Here is a 20,110-nt window from a genome sequence, read left to right as displayed (position 1 = left end):
CGTATACCTCAGAGACAGCTCGGCGTGAGGCGCTGGCCGTGTGGGTGAACCACTATAACTACCATCGGCCTCATACCTCCTGCGGGAACGCCCCGCCGGCCTCACTGGCACCGGCCCGAGTCAACAACGTCATGACCTCTTACATCTAGGACGGACGCCGCCCGGGCCGCGGATGTGATCGGCGTCATCGGGCGGGGAGTTTGCTCTGGCTCCCTCAGGGGAGGACAGTAGATCGGTGGAAAATCCCCAGAATCCTCTCGCGGGCCGCGTGCCCGACGTCGAGCCGTCCGCCCGCGTGGCGGCGTCGACGGCCACCCGTCCCGACGACGCCACCCCCGACTGGCGCGGCCGCCCGTTCCTCGGCCAGCCCGGCCCGCTGGCGAACCTGTTCTCCGTGGAGCTGTGGGAGCGCTTCTCCTTCTACGGCATGCAGGCCATGCTCGTGTACTACATGTCCTGGACCGCCGCGGAGGGCGGCCTCGGGATCGACCCGGCCGTGGCCACGGGCATCGTCGGCGCCTACGGCGGCATGGTGTACGTGTTCTGCATCCTCGGCGGCTGGGTCGCCGACCGCCTGCTCGGTTCCGAGCGCACCATGTTCGTCAGCGCCGTCGGGATCATGTTGGGCCACATCGCGCTGGCCCTCGTCCCGGGCGTCCCGGGCCTGACCCTGGGCCTCGTGCTCGTCGCCGTCGGTTCGGGCGGCCTCAAGGCCAACGCCACGAACCTCGTCGGCTCCCTGTACTCCCGCGAGGACCCCAAGCGCGATGCCGGCTTCTCCATCTTCTACATGGGCGTGAACATCGGCGCCCTCTTCGGCCCGCTGCTCACCGGCCTGGCACGCGACACGATGGGCTTCCACGTGGGCTTCGGCCTCGCCGCCGCCGGCATGGCCATCGGCCTGACGCAGTACGCCCTGACCCGCAAGAACCTGCCCACGGACGTGCACCGGGTCCCGGATCCGCTGCCGCGGTCGCAGTACGGCCGCTGGGGCCTGATCGGCCTGGGGATGGTCGCCGTCGTCGTGGCCCTGTTCCTCACGGACGTCATCACCCTGGACAACCTCTCCGACGCCGTCGTCGTGCTCGCCGCCGTCGCGGCCATCGCGATCTTCGCGGTCCTGCTGACCTCGACGAAGGTCTCGGAGGAGGAGCGCTCGCGCGTGAAGGCGTTCATCCCGCTGTTCATCGGCACGTCCGTGTTCTTCGCCCTCTTCCAGCAGCAGTTCACCGTGATCGCGCTGTACTCCGAGCACCGCCTCGACCGGAACCTGTTCGGCTGGCTCATGCCCATGGAGTGGGTCAACTCCATCAACCCGATCTTCATCATCGTGTTCGCCCCGGTGTTCGCCGCGCTGTGGACCAAGCTGGGCACCCGCCAGCCCGCCACCCCGGTGAAGTTCGGCATCGGCATCGTCCTGATCGGCATCGCCTTCCTGCTGTTCATCCCGGTGGCCGACGTCGTCGCCGTGCCGCTGCTGTGGCTGACGCTGATCCTCTTCGTCTGCACCATGGGCGAGCTGCTCGTCTCCCCGGTGGGCCTCTCCCTGGCCACCAAGGTCGCCCCGCGCAGCTTCCCGGTGATGATGGTGTCGCTGTACAACCTGTCCGTCGCCCTGGGCACGGCCCTGGCAGGCTCCCTGGCCGGCTCCTACTCGGAAGAGAACGAGGTGGGCTACTTCGGCGTGATCGGCGCGGTCACCCTCGGCGTGGGCCTGCTCGTGCTGGCCATCGCCAAGCCGGTGCGTCGCGGCATGCGCGGCGTGCTCTGAGCGCGCCAGTGGCGCGAATCACGCGCCGCTCGGTAGTCTGCGAGACGACGTCATCACTCCCGACCACGCAAAGGACGCGCATTCCATGAGCTCCATCCCCGAAGGCCTGAAGTACTCCGCCGAGCACGAGTGGATCGCCGAGGCCGGTGCCGCCGGCACGGTCCGCGTGGGCATCACCGACTTCGCCCAGGATGCGCTGGGTGACGTCGTGTACGTGGACCTGCCGGAGGTCGGCACCGAGGTCACCGCGGGCACCGCGGTGGGCGAGGTCGAGTCCACGAAGTCCGTCTCGGACATCTACGCCCCGGTCACCGGCACCGTGGCCGCCGTCAACGACGAGCTCGACGGCGAGCCCGGCCTGGTCAACTCCGCCCCCTACGAGGGCGGTTGGCTGTTCGAGATCACCCTCGCGGATGAGGCCCAGCTCGAGGGCCTCATGGACGCCGAGGGCTACGCCTCCCACACCAGCTGAGCCCCGTCCGCCCTCGCCCCGCCGCTGGCCGGCGGGGCGACGGCGTCCCCTTCGTCTCTCCATCCGGCGCCCCGGCGCCGGCCCTCGCACAGGAGCACCCCATGAACCAGCCCGGACGTGAACCGGACCTGTCCACCTCCGCCATCAACCTCACCGAGCTGGCGCCGCTGGTCTCGGCGGACCTCACCCGTGAGGAGTCGGACGCGATCCGCGCCCTCCCGGCCGGTTCCGCGTTGCTGCTCGCCCACGAGGGCCCGGACCAGTCCGCCCGCTTCCTGCTGGACGAGGACGTGGTCTCCGTGGGGCGCCACCCGGATGCGGACATCTTCCTCGACGACGTCACCGTCTCCCGTCGTCACGCGGAGTTCCGGGCCGAGGACGGCGGCCATCGGCTGGTGGACCTGAACTCCCTCAACGGCACCTTCGTGAACCACGACCGCGTGGACGAGATCCTGCTGCGCTCCGGGATGCACGTGCAGATCGGCAAGTACCGGCTCACCTACTACGCCGGACCTGCGCGGGGCTGAGCCGTCATCCCCGTGCCCGATCTGCGCCCGCGCCCCGACGCCGTCCCCACCGCCCGCCCTGCGGGCCGGCTGGGCATCGGCGAGGTCGTGGCCGCCCTCGAAGCCGAATTCCCCGGCGTCACCGCGTCCAAGGTGCGCTTCCTGGAGGACCGCGGCCTCGTGCTGCCCGAGCGGACCCCCGCCGGCTACCGGCGCTTCCGGCCCGAGGACGTGGACCGGCTCCGGTTCGTCCTCGCGCTGCAGCGCGACCACTTCCTGCCGCTCAAGGTGATCGCCGAACACCTGGCCGCGCTGGACCGCGGCGAACGCCCCACCGGCCTGCCCGGGACCGCGGCGGTCCCGGCGTCCTCGGACGCGGCGCGGCTCGGCCGCGAGGTCGCCGGGGGCCGCCGGTCGTGGACCCGCGCCGAGCTCGCCGCCGAATCCGGGGCGGGCGAGGAGCTGCTGGCCGAGCTGGATCAGTACTCGCTCCTGCCCGTCGATCCCGACGGCGGCTACCCGAGCCACGCGATGGACGTGGCCCGGGCCGCCGTCGTGCTCGCGGGCCACGGCCTGGAGCCCCGGCACCTGCGCCCGCTGCGGGCCGCGGCCGACCGCGAACTGGGCCTGGTGGAGCGCGCCGTCGCCCCGCTGCAGGCCCGCCGCGACGCCGGCACCCGCCCCCGCGTGGCCCGCTCGGCACGCGAGATCGCGCAGGCCAGCCTGCGGCTGCATGCGGCCCTCGTGGCCGTGGGGCTGGAGCAGTGGGATGACTGAGCCGCGCCCCGTGCCCGCCGACGACGCCGGCGACGTGCCGCTCTCCGTGCTCGGCGTGCGCGTCGAGCTGCCCGAACAGCACCACGTGATACTGCTGGTGGACCCGCCCGGCCGCACGATGGTCCCGCTGTGGGTGGGCGCGCCCGAGGCCGCCGCCGCCGCGCTCGCGCTTGAGGGCGTCCGCGCGCCCCGGCCCCTCACCCATGAGCTGCTCCTGGCCGCCGTCGACGCCCTGGGCGCCGAGGTCGTGCGGGTGCGGCTCACCGAGGTCCGGGACGAGGTCGTGCACGCCGAGCTCGTGCTCTCCACGGGCGCCCGGGTCGACGCCCGCGCGTCGGACGCCGTCGTGGTCGCCCTGCGCGCCGACGCCCCCGTGCTCGGCAGTCCCGCCGTGCTCGCGGACGCCGGCATGCCGGCGCGGACGGGGGAGGAGGACGCCGGCCAGGAGCGCGCCGTCGAGGACTTCCGCGACTTCCTGGACACGGTGCGCCCCGAGGACTTCGCCTGAGCGGAGCCGGCGCGACACGGCGCGGTCTCGCCGCCGGCTTCGTTGACCGTCCCCGGACCCGCGCGTACCTTCGAGGGGAAGAGGGCCCCGCCACCCGGAGCGCCTCCGTCGCCCTCCCCACGGTCACCGGGGAGCGCCGCCACGGTCACCGGCGGCACACGACGGTCGCGTCCCCCTCCCCGCACCGGGGGCCCCGCACCAGGAGGTTCCCCGTGACACCCACTGCAGGTCCTGGCCGGCCCCCCGCGCTCGGCGCCCAGGGCACGCTCTTCGACGAGGGCAGGACCCAGGGCGACGACGTCGGCTTCCGCGGTCCCACCGCGTGCAAGGCCGCCGGCATCACCTATCGCCAGCTCGACTACTGGGCCCGCACGGACCTCGTGGCCCCCACGGTCCGCAGCGCCTCCGGCTCCGGCTCCCAGCGGCTCTACTCGTTCCGCGACATCCTCGTCCTCAAGGTGGTCAAGCGCCTCCTGGACACCGGCGTCTCGCTCCAGCAGATCCGCACCGCCGTGGGCCACCTGCGCGAGCGGGGTGTCGAGGACCTGGCGCAGATCACCCTGATGAGCGACGGCGCCTCGGTGTACGAGTGCACCTCGGCGGACGAGGTCGTGGACCTCGTCCAGGGCGGCCAGGGCGTCTTCGGGATCGCCGTCGGCCGCGTGTGGCGCGAGGTCGAGGGCAGCCTCGCCGAGCTGCCCCGCGAGAGCGTGGTCGGCGCCCCCGAGCCGGGGGACGAGCTGGCCGGGCGGCGTCAGGCCCGCCGCTCCGCCTGACCCTCCACCGCGGGGCGCCCGCGGCCGGCCCCGGCACGAGGCCGGGCCGGCGTCGGCGCCCCACAGCGCCGAACCAGTCATCTTTCGTCTCGCAGCGGTGACTGTGCGCGACATGAGGCGGAACTCCGGCGCGGTGTGACACACTCCCAACTATGACCGCACCTGTCGAGAACTTCACCCCTCCAGAGGACGCGGCCGGGTCGACCGGAGCCGGCGCCGTCTTCTCCAAGGTCTTGGTGGCCAACCGCGGCGAGATCGCCGTCCGCGCCTTCCGCGCCTGCTACGAGCTGGGCGCCCGCACCGTCGCCGTCTTCCCCTACGAGGACCGCAATTCGATCCACCGCCAGAAGGCGGACGAGGCCTACCGCATCGGCGACGAGGGCCACCCCGTGCGCGCCTACCTCGACGTGGATGAGATCATCCGCGTGGCCAAGGACGCCGGGGCCGACGCGATCTACCCGGGCTACGGCTTCCTGTCGGAGAACGCCGGCCTGGCCCGCGCCGCGGCCGAGAACGGGATCACCTTCGTCGGCCCGCCCGCCGACGTCCTCGAGCTGACCGGCAACAAGGTCGAGGCCCTGCGCGCGGCCAAGCGCGCGGGCATCCCCACCCTGGCCTCCTCGGACCCGAGCGCCGACGTCGAGTGGCTCCTGGAGCAGGCCGAGGAGATCGGCTTCCCCATCTTCGTCAAGGCCGTCGCCGGCGGCGGCGGCCGCGGCATGCGCCGCGTCGAGCGCCGCGAGGACCTGCGCGGCTCCCTCGAGGCCGCGATGCGCGAGGCGGACACCGCCTTCGGCGACCCCACCGTGTTCCTCGAGCAGGCCGTCCTGCGGCCGCGGCACATCGAGGTGCAGATCCTCGCCGACGGCGAGGGCAACGTCGTGCACCTCTTCGAGCGGGACTGCTCGCTCCAGCGCCGCCACCAGAAGGTCATCGAGATGGCCCCGGCCCCGAACCTGGACGAGGAGATCCGGCAGGCCCTGCACCGGGACGCCGTCGCCTTCGCCAAGGAGATGGGGTACGTCAACGCGGGCACCGTCGAGTTCCTCGTGGACACGGCGGGCGAGCGTGCGGGCCAGCACGTGTTCATCGAGATGAACCCCCGCATCCAGGTGGAGCACACCGTGACCGAGGAGGTCACGGACGTGGACCTGGTGAGCGCGCAGCTGCGCATCGCCGCCGGCGCCACCCTGCCCGAGCTGGGCATCACCCAGGACGCCCTCCAGGTCCGCGGCTTCGCCATCCAGTGCCGCATCACCACCGAGGACCCGGCCAACGGCTTCCGCCCGGACACCGGCACCATCACCGCCTACCGCTCGGCCGGCGGCTCCGGTGTGCGCCTCGACGGCGGCACCATCTACGCCGGTGCGGAGATCAGCCCCCACTTCGACTCCATGCTGGTCAAGCTCACCTGCCGCGGACGCGACTACGCCACGGCCGTGCGCCGCGTGCGCCGCGCCCTGGCAGAGTTCCGCGTGCGCGGCGTGGCCACCAACATCCCGTTCCTGATGAACGTGATGGACGACCCGCAGTTCCTCAGCGGCGACGTCGCCACGGACTTCATCGACAAGCACCCCGAGCTGGCCACGGTGAACCGCTCCCAGGACCGCGGCTCCAAGGCCCTGCAGTACCTCGTGGACGTCACGGTCAACCTGCCGCACGGCCCGCGCATCGAGGGCATCGACCCCCGCGACCGCCTCCCGGAGCACCCGGGCGACAAGCACCAGGAGCCGGACCGCTCGCCCTTCGACGGCCCGAGCCGGAACGAGGACGCGGCGCCCCCGCACGGCTGGCGTCAGGTGCTGCTGGAGCAGGGCCCCGAGGGCTTCGCCCGCACCCTGCGCGAGCAGACCGCGCTGGCCGTCACGGACACCACGTTCCGCGACGCCCACCAGTCCCTGCTGGCCACCCGCGTCCGCACGCGCGACCTGCTGGCCGCCGCGCCCGCCGTCGCGCACACCCTGCCGGGGCTGCTCTCGGTGGAGGCCTGGGGCGGGGCGACGTACGACGTCGCGCTGCGCTTCCTCCACGAGGACCCGTGGCAGCGCCTCGAGCTGCTGCGCGCGGAGCTGCCGAACATCCCGATCCAGATGCTGCTGCGCGGCCGCAACACGGTGGGCTACACGCCGTACCCCACCAAGGTGACGGACGCGTTCGTGGCCGAGGCCGCGGCGTCCGGCGTCGACGTGTTCCGCATCTTCGACGCCCTCAACGACGTCGAGCAGATCACCCCGGCCATCGAGGCGGTGCGTGCCACGGGCACCGCCGTGGCCGAGGCGGCCCTGTGCTACACGGGCAACATGACGGACCCGAAGGAGACGCTCTACACGCTCGACTACTACCTGGGCCTCGCCCGCCGGATGGTCGACGCCGGCGCCCACGTCCTGGCGATCAAGGACATGGCGGGCCTGCTGCGGCCCGCCGCCGCGCGCGAGCTCGTCACCGCCCTGCGCGCCGAGTTCGACCTGCCCGTGCACCTGCACACGCACGACACCGCCGGCGGCCAGCTGGCCACCCTGCTCGCGGCGGCGGAGGCCGGCGTGGACGCCGTCGACGCGGCCACCGCGTCCATGGCGGGCACCACCAGCCAGGTGCCGCTGTCCGCCCTGGTCGCGGCGCTCGAGCACACCGAGCGGGACACCGGTCTCGGCCTCGAGGCCGCCACCGCGATGGAGCCCTACTGGGAGTCCGTCCGCTCGGCGTACGCGCCCTTCGAGGCGGGGCTGCCCGCCCCGACCGGCCGCGTGTACCACCACGAGATCCCGGGCGGCCAGCTGTCCAACCTGCGCACCCAGGCGATCGCGCTCGGCCTGGGGGAGCGGTTCGAGGCCATCGAGTCGATGTACGCCGCGGCCGACGACCTGCTCGGCCACCTCGTCAAGGTCACCCCGTCCTCCAAGGTGGTGGGCGATCTGGCGCTGCAGCTGGTCGGCTCCGGCGTGGACCCGAAGGAGTTCGCGGAGCGTCCGCAGGAGTTCGACATCCCGGACTCCGTGATCGGCTTCCTGCGCGGCGAGCTCGGCGACCCGCCCGGCGGCTGGCCGGAGCCCTTCCGGACCAAGGCCCTCCAGGGTCGCCGCGAGGGCGCGGGCATGGTGGAGATCTCCGCGGAGGACTCGAGCGCCCTCGCCGAGGCCGGACAGACCCGCCGCGCGGTGCTGAACCGCCTGCTCTTCCCCGGCCCCACGAAGGAGTTCGAGGCGCACCGCGAGGAGTTCGGGGACACCGTCACCCTGCACACCCGCGACTTCCTCTACGGCCTCGTCCCCGGGCGTGAGCACGTCATCTCGCTCGGACGCGGTGTCCGGCTGCTCGCCACCCTCATGTCCGTCTCCGAGCCGGACGAGAAGGGCATGCGCACGGTGATGGTCACCCTGAACGGCCAGCTGCGCCAGATGACCGTCCGGGACCGCTCGATCGAGTCCACCGTGCGGACCGCGGAGAAGGCGGACCCCGGCACCCCCGGCCACGTCGCCGCCCCGTTCGCGGGCTCGGTCACCGTCCAGGTGGCCGAGGGCGACGCCGTCGAGGTCGGCCAGGCGGTGGCCACGATCGAGGCGATGAAGATGGAGGCCACGATCACGGCCCAGGCCGCGGGCACCGTGCGCCGCGTGGTCACGGAGGGCGTCACGCCCGTCAACGGCGGAGACCTGCTGCTCGTGATCGAGTGAGCCCCGCGTGAGCCCGCCGCCGGCGGGCCGCCCCACGGGCCCGGACGCCACCGCGTCCGGGCCCGTGCCTATCCTGGGAGGCATGGCCACCTCTGCGGAACACCACGACCTGCTCATCATCGGCTCCGGATCGGGGAACTCCCTGATCAGCGAACACTGGAAGGGCCGGAGCGTCGTGATCGCCGACTCCGGCACGTTCGGCGGCACCTGCCTGAACGTCGGCTGCATCCCCACCAAGATGTACGCCTACCCGGCCGGCCTGGCCGCGCTGCCCCCCGAGGCTCGGAGCCTCGGGGTGGGGCTGGAGTTCACGGGCGCCGACTTCCCGGCCATCCGGGACCGCATCTTCACGCGCATCGACGGCATCAGCCGCGACGGGCTCCGCTACCGCCGGGACGATCTGGACTACACGAGCGTGATCCAGGAGGAGGTCCGCTTCGTCGGTCCCCGCCGCGTGCGCACCGCCTCGGGCCGGGAGATCACGGCGGACCAGGTGGTGGTCGCCGCGGGGTCGCGGCCCACCCTCCCGGCGATCCCGGGCCTGGACCTGCCGTCGGTGCACACCTCGGACACCGTGATGCGGATGGATCGGCTGCCGCGGCGGCTGCTCGTGGTGGGCGGCGGGTTCATCGCCTGCGAGTTCGCCTCCGTCTTCGCCGGGCTGGGGACCGAGGTCGTCCAGGTCAACCGCGGCCACCGGCTGCTCAAGCAGCACGACATGTCCGTGTCCACGACGTTCACGAAGATCGCTGCCCGACGGTGGGACCTGCGCACGGGGTGGACCCCGGCCGGGATCGAACCGGTCGAGGACGCCGAGCGGGCCGCGGACGGCTGGGTCCGGGTGCGCCTGGATCGCGCGGAGGGCCAGGAGCAGACCGGCATCGTGGAGGAGGCCATCGAGGCGGACGCGGTGCTGATCGCGGTCGGCCGGACGCCGAACACGGACCGCCTCGACCCCGCCGCCGCGGGACTGGACGTCACCGACGACGGCGTCCTGGCCAGCGACCAGCACCAGCGCGCGCTCTCCGACGGTGCGCCGGTGGAGGGGGTCTACGTGCTCGGGGACGTCGCCAACACGTGGCAGCTCAAGCACGTGGCCAACCACGAGGCCCGCGTCGTCGCGCACAACCTGGAGCATCCGGACGACCTCCGCGCCAACACGCTCGGCCCCGTGCCGGCGGCCGTGTTCACCCATCCGCAGGTGGCCTCCGTCGGTCTCACGGTGGAGCAGGCGCTCGCCGACTACGGCGCGGACGCGATCACGGTGAAGACCCAGTCCTTCGGGGACGTCGCCTACGGTTGGGCCATGGAGGACACCGAGGGCGTGTGCACCGTCGTCGCGGAGAAGGCCACGGGACGGATCCTGGGCGGGCACATCCTGGGGCACGAGGCCGCGAACCTCATCCAGCCGCTCGTGACCGGCATGGCGTTCGGCATCGACGCCCACCGGCTCGCGCGGGGCCAGTACTGGCCCCACCCGGCCCTCACCGAGGTCGTCGAGAACGCGCTGCTGGGCCTGGACGTGCCGGACTCCGGCCTGCTCTGACCGGACCCGCGGGGACGACGACGCCCGGCCGCGGGGGCCGGGCGCCGTCGTCGAGGGGCGTTCAGTTCTGCGGGGCGGGCTCCCCGTAGATGTCCGCGATCTGCGCGGCGAAGTCCTTCATGATCGCCGACCGGCGCATCTTCAGGGACGGGGTCACATGGCCCTCCTCCAGGGAGAAGTCGCGGTCGAGGATGCGGAACTCCCGGATCCCCTCGGCGCGCGAGACCAGGCTGTTGGCCTTGTCCACGGCCTCCTGGATGTGGCGGCGCACCGCGTCCTCGCGTGCGGCCGCAGCGACGTCGAGGTCCTTCGGCAGCCCGTTCGCGGCGAGCCACGCGGGCAGGGTGTCGGTGTCGAGGGTGACGATCGCCGCGATGAAGGGCTTGCCGTCGCCGACCACCATCACCTGGGAGACGAGCGCGTCGCTGCGGATCGCGTCCTCGAGCATCGCCGGTGCCACGTTCTTGCCGCCGGCCGTCACCAGCAGCTCCTTCTTGCGGCCGGTGATCGTGAGGAAGCCGTCGTCGTCCAGGGCCCCGAGGTCGCCGGTGCGGAACCAGCCGTCTTCGAAGGCCTCCTCGTTCGCCTCCGGCCGGTTGTGGTAGCCGCGCATCAGCGACGTGCCGCGCGTGAGGATCTCGCCGTCCTCGGCGATCCGCACCTGGTTGCCGCCGAGGGGGTGTCCGACCGTGCCGATCTTCAGCCGGTCCGGCCGGCCCACGGTGATGGGGGCCGTCGTCTCGGTGAGGCCGTAGCCCTCGAGGATGGTCACGCCCACGCCGCGGAAGAAGTGCGCCAGGTCGGTGGAGAGGGGGCCGCCGCCGGAGACCGCGTACGCGAGCCGGCCGCCCATGGCCGTCCGGATCCGGCGGTAGACCAGCGCGGAGTAGAACGCGCGCTGCAGCCGCAGGGGCGCCGTCATCTGGCCCGAGTCCAGCGCCCGGGACCAGCGGATCGCCACGTCCGCGCCACGGCGGAAGATCTTCTCCTTGCCGCCGCTCTGCGCGTTGAGCAGCGCCGCGTTGTAGATCTTCTCGAACACGCGCGGCACGGCCAGCACGAAGCTCGGCTGGAAGGTCTGCAGCGAGACCGAGAGCCGCTTGATGTCCGAGACGTGCCCGCAGCGTGCGCCCGCGGCGACGGTGAGCACCGAGACGAAGCGCGCGAACACGTGCGCCAGGGGGATGAACAGCACGGTGGAGGTGTCCTCGCGGACGACGTCGCCGAGCGAGGAGGACAGGGTCTGGTTGACGAGCTCCGCGAAGTTCTCGTGCGTGAGCTCGCAGCCCTTGGGCCGGCCCGTGGTGCCGGAGGTGTAGATGATGGTCGCCAGGTCGGCCAGGCCGGCGGAGGACCGGCGCGTCTCGAGCTCCTCATCGGTGACGTCCGTGCCCAGGGCGACGAGCGCCTCGAGGCCGGAGCCGGGGTCGCCGTCGGCCGGGTCCATCGTCCACAGGCCGATCAGCTCCGGCAGGCCCTCGCGCTGCACCGCGTCCCGCACCGTCTTGGCGAGGTCCTCGTTCCCGGTCACGACGGCGCGCACGTGCGAGTCCTCGATGATCCAGGACACCTGGCTGACGGAGGAGGTCTCGTACACGGGCACGGTGACCGCGCCTGCATACCAGATGGCGAAGTCGACCAGGGTCCACTCCAGGCGGGTGGAGGCCAGGAGCCCGACCGTCTCCCCGGGCTGGATCCCGGCGGCGATGAGCCCCTTGGCCAGGGCCCGCACGCGCTCGCGGGCGTCCCGGGCGGAGACGTCCGTCCACTGATCCTGCGCGTCCGCCACCGCGAAGAGGCCGTGGTCGGGACGCTCCGTGGCCTGGCGTTCCAGGAAGTCCGTGATGTTCGCCTCCGGGGACAGGCGGGGCTGGTACGGCTCGCTGATCTCGTGCATGGGACTCCTCGGGCGTTGGGTCGGTTCCGCCGACCGGTGGGCGGCACAACGGAAGTAAGTGTGAGTCGTGTCACGCACACTGTACAACCGGGAGCGGTGGGGTCCGGGGCGCGACTCAGTGCGTCGTCATGGCGGCGACCGCGCTCCGGCCGTGGTCGATCAGCAGCGGCAGGTCGTAGTCGAGCGTGGCGACGTGGCGGCTGCGGGGCAGTCCCACCACCTCCACGGGGGCGTGGCGCAGGCCCCGCACCAGGGCCCGGTGGCTCGAGACGGGCACGACGGCGTCGCGGGCGGACCGGTAGACCGTCACGGGAGCGGTGATCCGCGGCAGGGCGCGGCGGGCGGCCCGCTGGATGCGGCCGAGGGCGGCGACGCCGGCCATCGGCGTGCGGGGGTAGGCGCGCTCGCGCGCCGTCGGGTCCGCGATGTCGTCCGCGATCGGGGCGACCGTGGGGACGAACGGGGCCAGCAGCGGGGCGAAGGGGGCGAGGGGGCTGGCGAAGCGCAGCGCGGGGTTCACCACGAGCACGCCGGCCACGGGTCGGTGGGCCGCGGCGTCGAGCGCGAGGGCGCCGCCCATCGAGATGCCCGCCATGACCACGCGGCCGTGTCGGGCGAGCTCGAGGTCCACGACGGCCCGGACGGCGGCGCGGATCTCGTCCGCACCCGTGGCGGCGAGGTCCTCCCACCGCGTGCCGTGCCCCGGCAGCAGGGGCACGCTCACGGGGGAGCCGCCTGCCGCGAGCCCCTCGGCCCAGGCGCGGACGGAGGCCGGAGTCGAGGTGAACCCGTGCAGGAGCACGACGCAGTGGTCGCGCCGGGCGGGAGCGGCGGGCATGAGGCGCAGGGGGAGGTCTTCGGGGGCGACGGCGACGGGGCGGGGCATGGTGCCAGGGTAAGGCAGGCGGACCATACGATGGGCAGGCACCCGACCGCCCCGACCGGAAGGCCCTCGTGTCCACGTTCTACTGGTCCGCCAAGACGTTCGCCGTGGCTCCGGCCACCCGCCTGCTGTTCCGCCCCTGGGTGAAGGGCCTCGGGAACGTGCCGGCCGAGGGCCCGGCGATCCTGGCCAGCAACCACCTGTCCGTCTCGGACTCGGTGTTCATGCCGGCCATGCTCGACCGCCAGGTGCACTTCCTGGCCAAGCACGAGTACTTCACCGGCCCGGGCGTGAAGGGCTGGGTCACCCGCCGGTTCTTCGAGGCGGCGAACCAGCTGCCCATGGACCGCTCCGGCGGAGAGGCGTCCCTGCGCTCGCTGGACGCGGGCCTCGAGGCGCTGCGGGAGGGCCGGCTGCTCGGGATCTACCCGGAGGGCACCCGCAGCCCGGACGGGCGGCTGCACCGCGGCAAGATCGGCGTGGCCAAGCTCGCGCTGGCCTCGGGCGCGCCCGTGGTGCCCATCGCGATGATCGGCACGGACCGGGTGCAGCCGATCGGCCACGTGCTGCCGCGGATCCGGCGCCTGGGCATGATCTTCGGCGAGCCGCTGGACTTCTCCGACCGTGCCGAGGCCGCCGGCGACCCCCGGGTGCTGCGGGAGGTGACGGACGAGATCATGGAGGCCATCCGGCGCCTGTCGGGCCAGGAGTACGTGGACACCTACGCGGCGGACGTGAAGGCGGGCCGTACGGCCGCTCCGCCACGCGCCCGCGACTGAGCGGGGCCCGCGCGTCGTCATCCGGGGACGCTCAGACCGGGGCGCGGCACGCGGCCCCTAGCCTGGTGCACATGACTGAAGACCCCCGCGAGAAGATCCTGGCCTTCGGCACCGCCATCTCGGAGGGCGCCGCCGACATCCCCGGCCTGGACCACTGGCGCTCGCTGCCGATCGCACAGGCGCCGTCCTGGGCGGACGAGGCCGATCACCGCGCCGCCGTCGCCGAGCTGAGCGCCCTGCCCCCGCTCGTCTTCGCGGGCGAGGTCGACCTGCTGCGCGCCCGTCTGGCCGACGTCGCCCAGGGCCGCGCGTTCCTCCTGCAGGGCGGCGACTGCGCCGAGACGTTCGCCGGGTCCACCGCCAACCGGATCAGCGCCCGGGTGAAGACCATCCTGCAGATGGCCGCGGTGCTGACCTACGGCGCCTCCATGCCGGTCGTGAAGATGGGCCGGATCGCCGGCCAGTTCGCCAAGCCGCGGTCCTCGGACACGGAGACCCGCGACGGCGTCACGCTGCCCAGCTTCCGCGGCGAGATCGTGAACGGCTACGAGTTCACCGAGCAGGCACGCCGGCACGACGCCCGACGGATGGTGCAGGCCTACCACACCTCCGCCTCCACCCTGAACCTGGTCCGCGCCTTCACCCAGGGCGGCTTCGCCGATCTGCGCAGCGTGCACCAGTGGAACCAGGGCTTCATGGCCAACCCGGCCTACGCCCAGTACGAGGAGATGGCCGCCGAGATCGACCGCGCGGTCCGCTTCATGAACGCCGCGGGCGTGGACTTCGAGGCCATGCGCCGCACCGAGTTCTACTCGGCCCACGAGGCGCTCCTGCTCGACTACGAGCGCGCCCTGACCCGCGTGGACTCACGCAGCGGCGACCCCTACGCCACGAGCGCCCACTTCCTGTGGATCGGCGAGCGCACCCGCCAGGTGGATGGCGCCCACGTCGACTTCCTCTCCCGGGTCCGCAACCCGATCGGCGTGAAGCTCGGCCCGACCACCACGACCGCGGATGCCCTCGAGCTCGCGGAGCGGCTGGACCCGGAGCGCGAGCCGGGCCGCCTGACCTTCATCACCCGCATGGGCGCGGAGCGGATCCGGGACGTGCTCCCCGGCATCGTCGAGGGCGTCCGGGACGCGGGGCTGGAGCCGGTGTGGGTCACCGACCCCATGCACGGCAACACCGTGACCGCGGCTAACGGCTACAAGACCCGCCGGTTCGAGGACGTGATGGACGAGGTCAGCGGCTTCTTCGAGGTGCACCGCGAGCTCGGCACGCACCCGGGCGGCATGCACGTCGAGCTGACCGGCGACGACGTCGCCGAGTGCCTGGGCGGCTCCGACCCGATCAACGAGGCCGACTTCGACGCCCGCTACGAGACGCTGTGCGACCCGCGGCTGAACCACCAGCAGTCCCTGGAGATGGCGTTCAAGGTCACCGAGGCCCTCTCCCACCCCGAGCGCCGCGCGCCGCGGGCCTGACCGCGCGGCCGGGCACGCCCCGGCTCAGCCGACCCAGACGTGGACCGCGGTGCCCTCGGGCAGGGCGGTCCCGGCGGCGGGGGACTGGTGCAGGACCCGGGACTCGCCCCGGCCGGAGAGCGGCAGCGGCAGGCGATGCACGCGGGCGTCCCAGCCGTCGTCCGCCAGCGTCGTGCCCGCCATCTCCGGATCCTGCCCGGTCACGTCCGGCACCGGGCGCACGGCGCGGCCTTCGGAGAGCACCACGCGGACCGCGGTGCCCGGCGTCGCCTGCTCGCCGGGGGCCGGGTGCTGCTCGATCACGGCCCCGGCCGGCACCGCGGGATCGGTGCGGCGCTCCGCGACCTCCACGGTGAATCGGGCGTCCCGGGCCACGCCGTGGGCCCGCCGGATCACGACGCCGGTCAGGTCCGGCACCGGCGCCGGCGCGGGGCCGGCGGAGACGGTGAGCTCGACGGGGGTGCCGCGCCCCGCCGGCTCCCCGGCCGCGGGCGAGCTGGCGACGACCGTGCCCTCCGTGCGGAGTTCGTCGTGCCGGGCCGTGACCGCCGCGGTGAAGCCCGCGGCGGTCAGCCGTTCCTCCGCCGCCTCCCGGGCCAGCCCGTCGAGGTCGGGGACCACCGCCACGCCACCGACTCCGAGGCCGCCGGAGCCCAGCGTCCAGCCCAGCAGCAGGGCGACGCCGGTGAGCAGCAGGGTCACGGCCGCGCCGATCGCCGCGGCCCGGCCGGTGCCCTGGCCGAGGTCGAGGGCGGGGCGGCGGGCCGCCCGACGCAGCCGCCGCGGGGACTCGCGCCCCGGATGCCGGTCCGCCGGAGCGGGGTCGACCGCGAGCGGGCCGATCGGCTCCGCCGGGCGCGCGGCGGGCCGCCGGTCGGCCCCGCGCGTCGCCGCACGGGTGTCGATGACGTCGGTCATGTCCGCGTCGAGGTCGGACTCGGCCAGGGCGGGGAGCACGCGCGTCGCGTGGTGGTCGCCGGCGTCGAGGGCCCGGGTCTCCAGGTTCCCGTCCGGGGCTGCGTCCTCGGGGCCATCGGCGGCGGGGGCGGCCACCGCCGGGTCCGCGCCCGGGCCCTCGGCGGGCTGCGCGGCGGGGCTGCGGTCCGGTTCGTCGGGGTCCAGGCCCGCCGCCACGGCGTCGATGCGGTGCAGGAGCTCGCCGGCACCGGCGGGCCGGTCGGCCGGGTCCGGCTCGGTGCACCACAGCACGAGGTCGTCGAGGTCCTCGGGGAGCCCGGGGTGCAGCGTGGACGGCACGGGGACCCGCTCGTGGACATGGCGGTAGGCGACCTGCAGCGCGGTCGCCGCGGTGTACGGCTGGCGGCCCGTGAGCAGCTCGAACAGGATGATGCCCACGGCGTACACGTCGGAGCGGGCGTCGGCGGGCGCCCCGGCGATGTGCTCGGGGGCGAGGTAGGCGGGCGTGCCCACGACGGCCTGCCCGGCCATGGTGTGGGCCGTGGCGGCGCGGGACAGGCCGAAGTCCGCGACCGTCACCCGGCCGTCGTCGCGGACGAGCACGTTCTCCGGCTTCACGTCCCGGTGCACCAGCCCGGCGCGGTGCGCGGCGGCCAGGCCGTCGACGAGCGGCCGCAGGAACCGCAGCGCCTCCCGGGGTGAGAGCGGGGCACGGTCCCGGATGACGGTGCGCAGCGTGCGGCCGGGCACGTGCTCCATCACGAGGTAGGCCAGCACGTCGCCGTCCTCGGCCTCGGTGTGGCCCTGGTCCAGGACCGCGACGACGTGCGGATGGGACAGCCGCGCCGCCGTCTTGGCCTCCTGCTCGAACCGGCCGACCAGGACGGGGTCCTCCGCCAGGTGCGGATGCATGACCTTGAGCGCCACCTCGCGGTCGAGACGCTCGTCCACGGCCAGGTAGACGGTGGACATGCCGCCCCGGGCCAGCCGCTCGACGACCCGGTAGCGGCCGTCGACGATGCCCCCCACGAGGGGGTCCCGGCGTGCGCTGCTCATCGTCCCAGGGTAGGACAGGCGGCGGACCCCCTCGGGGCGGTCCGCCGCCGGCGGATCAGAACATCGCCATCGCGGCACGCACCTTGGCCACGTAGTCCCGTGCCTCCGGGTTCAGGCCGCTGTCCAGCACTCCGCCGAGGCCCTGGTAGTAGGCCCCGATGCCCTGGTCGAGGGTGGGGGTGCGGTCCTGCACGTACTTGATGAACGCGACGCCGGCCACCGCGTTGTCGTAGGGGTCCAGCAGGTTCAGCTCGCGGCCCACCAGCTCCGAGGCGAACTCGCCCGTGATCGGGATGACCTGCATCGCCCCCACGGCGTTGCCGGGGGAGACCGAGGCCATGCGGAAGCGGGACTCGGTGTACGCGTGGCCCAGGGCCAGGCGGGGGTCCACGCCCATCCGCTCGGCGGTCTCGCGGACGATCTGCTGCATCTGCTCGGGGGTGGGCTGCGGGACGGAGCGCAGCAGGCGCAGGTTCTCGTTCGCCGAGGCCGTGACGTGCGGCGCGTAGGTGCGCCCGAGGAAGGTGTCGCCGACCACCTGGACGCCGGAGACCGGCTCCACCTCGAGGGTGGCGTCGGAGATCACGAGCACGTCGCCGGGGTGCAGCGTCGAGGCCCGCGTCAGGCCGTTGAGCTCGCGCAGACGGGGGATGGAGACCTCGAACCGCTGGGAGATCCCCCAGAGGGAGTCGCCGGAGACCACGGTGTACCGGACCGTCCCGCCGGCCGCCGCCGGGGCCGTCGACGCCGGCGCGGAGGCCGGGGTCGTGGCCGGGGTGGTCGACGTGGGGGCCTTCGGCGCGGGGGCCGTGCGCTGCGTGGTGAGGACCATGCCCGGGTGGAGCATGCTCGACGCGCTCATGCCGTTGAGGCGCTGCAGCTGCGCGGCGGAGACGCCGGTGCGGCGGGCGATGATCCACCACCCGTCGTTCGGCTGCACCGTGTAGGTCCCGGCGGCCGGGGCCGGGGCCGCCTCGCCGGTCAAGCGGAGCTCGTCACCCGGGTAGAGCACGGTCTCCAGGCCCAGGCCGTTGAACCGCAGCAGGTCGGCGACGGAGACGCCGCGGGCGGCCGAGATCCGGGTGAGGGTGTCGCCCGGGCGCACGGTGTGCACCGCCGCCTCCTGGGCGTGGGCCTGGGTGGGCAGAGCGGTGAGCAGCAGCAGGGGCACCGCGCTGCCGGTCAGGACGGAGCGCAGGCGGCGGGAGCGGACGGGGTGTGGGACACGGCAGACCTCGGCATCGGATCGGACGGATGGAACACGACGGGGAAGTGACGGGCGGGACCCGTGGCCCCCCGCGGTCGACCGACGACGTCGGCGCCCGGCCGTGGAGCCTCGGCGATGTTATCGGAATGTGATCTTCGTGACCATCCTGAGATCTATGCCGTCCGGAGCGCGGTGGGCCGGGCCCGTCGGCGGCCACGTAGGCTGGCGCCCGTGAGCACCACTTCCTCCGACACCCCGGTCCCCGCTGACGCGATCCCCGCCGAGCTCGACGCCCTCGTGGGCGAGTGGCTCTCCGTGCCCGACGTGGCGGAGCGCCTCGACCAGCGCGTGACCCGCGTCCACAACCTCGTGCATGATCGCCGCCTGCTGGCCGTGCGTCGCCCCGAGCCCGCGGTGCGGTCCGTGCCGGCGCTGTTCCTCACCGAGACCGGCGTGCTCGATTCCCTGCAGGGCACGCTCGTGCTGCTGGCCGACGCCGGCTTCTCCGACGAGGAGGCCCTCCGCTGGCTGTTCACCGAGGACGAGTCGTTGCCCGGCCGGCCCATCGACGCACTCCGGGACGGCCGGAAGACCGAGATCCGGCGTCGCGCCCAGGCCCTGGCCTGGTGAGCCGGCCCCGCGGGCGACGATCCGCCCGCGGGGTCCGTCGCCGCTCAGTGGCGGCGCGACGTATATGCATCGATCAGCCGCGTGAGCTCGGCGCTCACGTCCTCGGGGACGCCGTGCGCGAGCAGGCCCGCCACGGCCCCGGCCGCCTCATGCGAGAGCGCCGCGACCCGCTCCTCGACGGCCCGGCGCGCGCCGCACGCCTCGAGGACGCCCTGCCAGTGGGCCACCCGGTCCGCGCCGAGGTCCGGGTCGCCGAGGTCCGCGTCGAGCGCGGCGGCCTCGTCCGGGGCGAGCAGCTCGACGGCGCGGGCGATGAGCACCGTCTGCTTCCCCTCCCGCAGGTCGTCGCCCGCGGGCTTGCCCGTGGTCGCCGGATCGCCGAACACGCCGAGCAGGTCGTCCCGGTACTGGAAGGCCATGCCGAACGGCAGCGACACCCGGGCGAACGCGGTCACCAGCCCGTCGTCCGCCCCCGCCAGCAGCCCACCGAGGGCCAGAGGGTGCACGGCCGAATAGCGCGCCGACTTGTGCTCCACGACCGCCTCGGCGGCCGCCTCGGCCTCGCGGGCACCGCGCGCCGCCGGGGCCATCTCGGCCACCACGTCGAGGTACTGACCCGCCATCACCCCGAAGCGCATCCGCTCGAGCTCGGCCCGCGCCCGGTCCTCCCGGGGGGTGCCGGCGAGGACACGCGCGAAGGCCGTCTCGCTCATCCCCAGGGCGACGTCGCCGGCGAGGATCGCGGCGGAGACGCCGAAGTGCTCCGCGGCGTGGCGCCAGCCCGCCTCCCGGTGGAGGGACTCGAAGCGGCGGTGCACGCTGGGCATCCCGCGGCGGGTGTCCGAGCGGTCCAGGATGTCGTCGTGGATCAGCGCCGCGGCCTGGAACAGCTCGAACGCCGCGCCCGCCTCGGCGATGCGGGGGTCCTCCGCCTCGCCACCGGCCGCCCGCCAGCCGAGCCAGGCCAGGACGGCGCGCAGGCGCTTGCCGCCCGCGGTCAGGTCCGCGATCGCGTCCACGAGGGGCGCCGTCAGCGGGTGGACGTCCCGGGCGAGGTCCCGGTGCTCCGCCAGCAGGCGGTCGAGGGCGTCGGCGACGGCGGCGCGGAAGCGGTCCTGGTCGGCGGGACGGGGGCGGGGGACGGCGACGTCGGCGGGCATGGCCCCACCCTAGCTGTTGTGGGTCATGAGGTTCTTGGCACGAGGGCCGGACTGAGATGAGACGAGTGG

The 20,110-nt window shown here is 73.8% G+C and carries 17 protein-coding genes; 12 read left to right on the top strand and 5 right to left on the bottom strand.

The genetic code is table 11. From position 1 onward, the window contains the following. The 9 genes from NR072_RS02965 to NR072_RS02925 form a co-directional block, all read left to right on the top strand. A partial coding sequence (locus NR072_RS02965) for an integrase core domain-containing protein (protein ID WP_256836085.1) occupies positions 1-149 on the top strand: 149 nt, incomplete at its 5' end. 86 nt (positions 150-235) lie between these two features. After that, the gene (locus tag NR072_RS02960) at positions 236-1,771 is read left to right on the top strand and encodes a peptide MFS transporter (protein ID WP_087113987.1); all 1,536 of its coding nucleotides are present in this window, start codon (positions 236-238) and stop codon (positions 1,769-1,771) included. An 85-nt stretch (positions 1,772-1,856) separates the two neighbouring features. Next, positions 1,857-2,243 (top strand): glycine cleavage system protein GcvH, encoded by a 387-nt coding sequence (gcvH, locus tag NR072_RS02955; RefSeq protein ID WP_087113986.1) that lies wholly within the window; start codon positions 1,857-1,859, stop codon positions 2,241-2,243. 101 nt (positions 2,244-2,344) lie between these two features. Further along, positions 2,345-2,770 (top strand): FHA domain-containing protein, encoded by a 426-nt coding sequence (locus NR072_RS02950; protein WP_002854606.1) that lies wholly within the window; start codon positions 2,345-2,347, stop codon positions 2,768-2,770. A gap of 12 nt (positions 2,771-2,782) precedes the next feature. Then, positions 2,783-3,526, top strand: coding sequence for a MerR family transcriptional regulator (locus NR072_RS02945; RefSeq protein ID WP_256836082.1), 744 nt, complete (start codon positions 2,783-2,785; stop codon positions 3,524-3,526). Further along, entirely contained in the window at positions 3,519-4,034 is a 516-nt protein-coding gene (locus NR072_RS02940; protein ID WP_073116584.1) for a bifunctional nuclease family protein, read from the top strand. The genes NR072_RS02945 and NR072_RS02940 overlap by 8 nt, the downstream gene beginning before the upstream one ends. A gap of 212 nt (positions 4,035-4,246) precedes the next feature. Further along, on the top strand, positions 4,247-4,810 hold the full coding sequence (locus NR072_RS02935) for a MerR family transcriptional regulator (protein ID WP_044659483.1): 564 nt from the start codon (positions 4,247-4,249) through the stop codon (positions 4,808-4,810). Between the two features lie 152 nt (positions 4,811-4,962). Continuing rightward, complete coding sequence (locus NR072_RS02930; protein ID WP_256836079.1) at positions 4,963-8,481, top strand: pyruvate carboxylase; 3,519 nt, start codon at positions 4,963-4,965, stop codon at positions 8,479-8,481. Between the two features lie 82 nt (positions 8,482-8,563). Next, positions 8,564-10,027 carry a mycothione reductase gene (locus tag NR072_RS02925; RefSeq protein WP_044659485.1) on the top strand — a complete coding sequence of 488 codons (1,464 nt, stop codon included), beginning with the start codon at positions 8,564-8,566 and terminating at the stop codon, positions 10,025-10,027. Positions 10,028-10,088: 61 nt separating this feature from the next. Here NR072_RS02925 and NR072_RS02920 read toward each other — a convergent pair whose 3' ends face one another. Then, a complete protein-coding gene (locus NR072_RS02920; RefSeq protein WP_256836077.1) occupies positions 10,089-11,924 on the bottom strand; it encodes a long-chain fatty acid--CoA ligase in 1,836 nt (611 codons plus the stop codon). Between the two features lie 115 nt (positions 11,925-12,039). After that, positions 12,040-12,810 (bottom strand): carboxylesterase, encoded by a 771-nt coding sequence (locus NR072_RS02915; protein WP_044659487.1) that lies wholly within the window; start codon positions 12,808-12,810, stop codon positions 12,040-12,042. Between the two features lie 68 nt (positions 12,811-12,878). Between NR072_RS02915 and NR072_RS02910 the strand changes: the two genes are divergently transcribed. Beyond that, positions 12,879-13,586, top strand: coding sequence for a 1-acyl-sn-glycerol-3-phosphate acyltransferase (locus tag NR072_RS02910; RefSeq protein WP_036316678.1), 708 nt, complete (start codon positions 12,879-12,881; stop codon positions 13,584-13,586). Between the two features lie 71 nt (positions 13,587-13,657). After that, positions 13,658-15,070 carry a class II 3-deoxy-7-phosphoheptulonate synthase gene (locus tag NR072_RS02905; protein ID WP_002854593.1) on the top strand — a complete coding sequence of 471 codons (1,413 nt, stop codon included), beginning with the start codon at positions 13,658-13,660 and terminating at the stop codon, positions 15,068-15,070. Between the two features lie 24 nt (positions 15,071-15,094). Here NR072_RS02905 and pknB read toward each other — a convergent pair whose 3' ends face one another. After that, on the bottom strand, positions 15,095-17,044 hold the full coding sequence (gene pknB / locus NR072_RS02900) for a Stk1 family PASTA domain-containing Ser/Thr kinase (protein WP_256836074.1): 1,950 nt from the start codon (positions 17,042-17,044) through the stop codon (positions 15,095-15,097). A 55-nt stretch (positions 17,045-17,099) separates the two neighbouring features. Further along, the gene (locus NR072_RS02895) at positions 17,100-18,215 is read right to left on the bottom strand and encodes a LysM peptidoglycan-binding domain-containing protein (protein ID WP_256836073.1); all 1,116 of its coding nucleotides are present in this window, start codon (positions 18,213-18,215) and stop codon (positions 17,100-17,102) included. 267 nt (positions 18,216-18,482) lie between these two features. On the opposite strand from NR072_RS02895, the gene NR072_RS02890 reads away from it, so the two are divergent. Then, complete coding sequence (locus NR072_RS02890) at positions 18,483-18,881, top strand: Rv2175c family DNA-binding protein (RefSeq protein ID WP_049158988.1); 399 nt, start codon at positions 18,483-18,485, stop codon at positions 18,879-18,881. Positions 18,882-18,925: 44 nt separating this feature from the next. Here the strand turns inward: NR072_RS02890 and NR072_RS02885 are convergent, their stop codons facing one another. Then, positions 18,926-20,041, bottom strand: coding sequence for a polyprenyl synthetase family protein (locus NR072_RS02885; RefSeq protein WP_136939956.1), 1,116 nt, complete (start codon positions 20,039-20,041; stop codon positions 18,926-18,928). Between the last annotated feature and the right edge of the window lie 69 nt (positions 20,042-20,110).

The sequence above is a fragment of the Micrococcus sp. Mcc89 genome (assembly GCF_024519795.1).
In the GTDB taxonomy this organism is placed as follows: Bacteria; Actinomycetota; Actinomycetes; order Actinomycetales; family Micrococcaceae; genus Micrococcus; species Micrococcus luteus.
The sequence above is the reverse complement of the archived record's forward strand: the minus strand, read 5'-3'. Positions and strand labels throughout refer to the sequence as shown.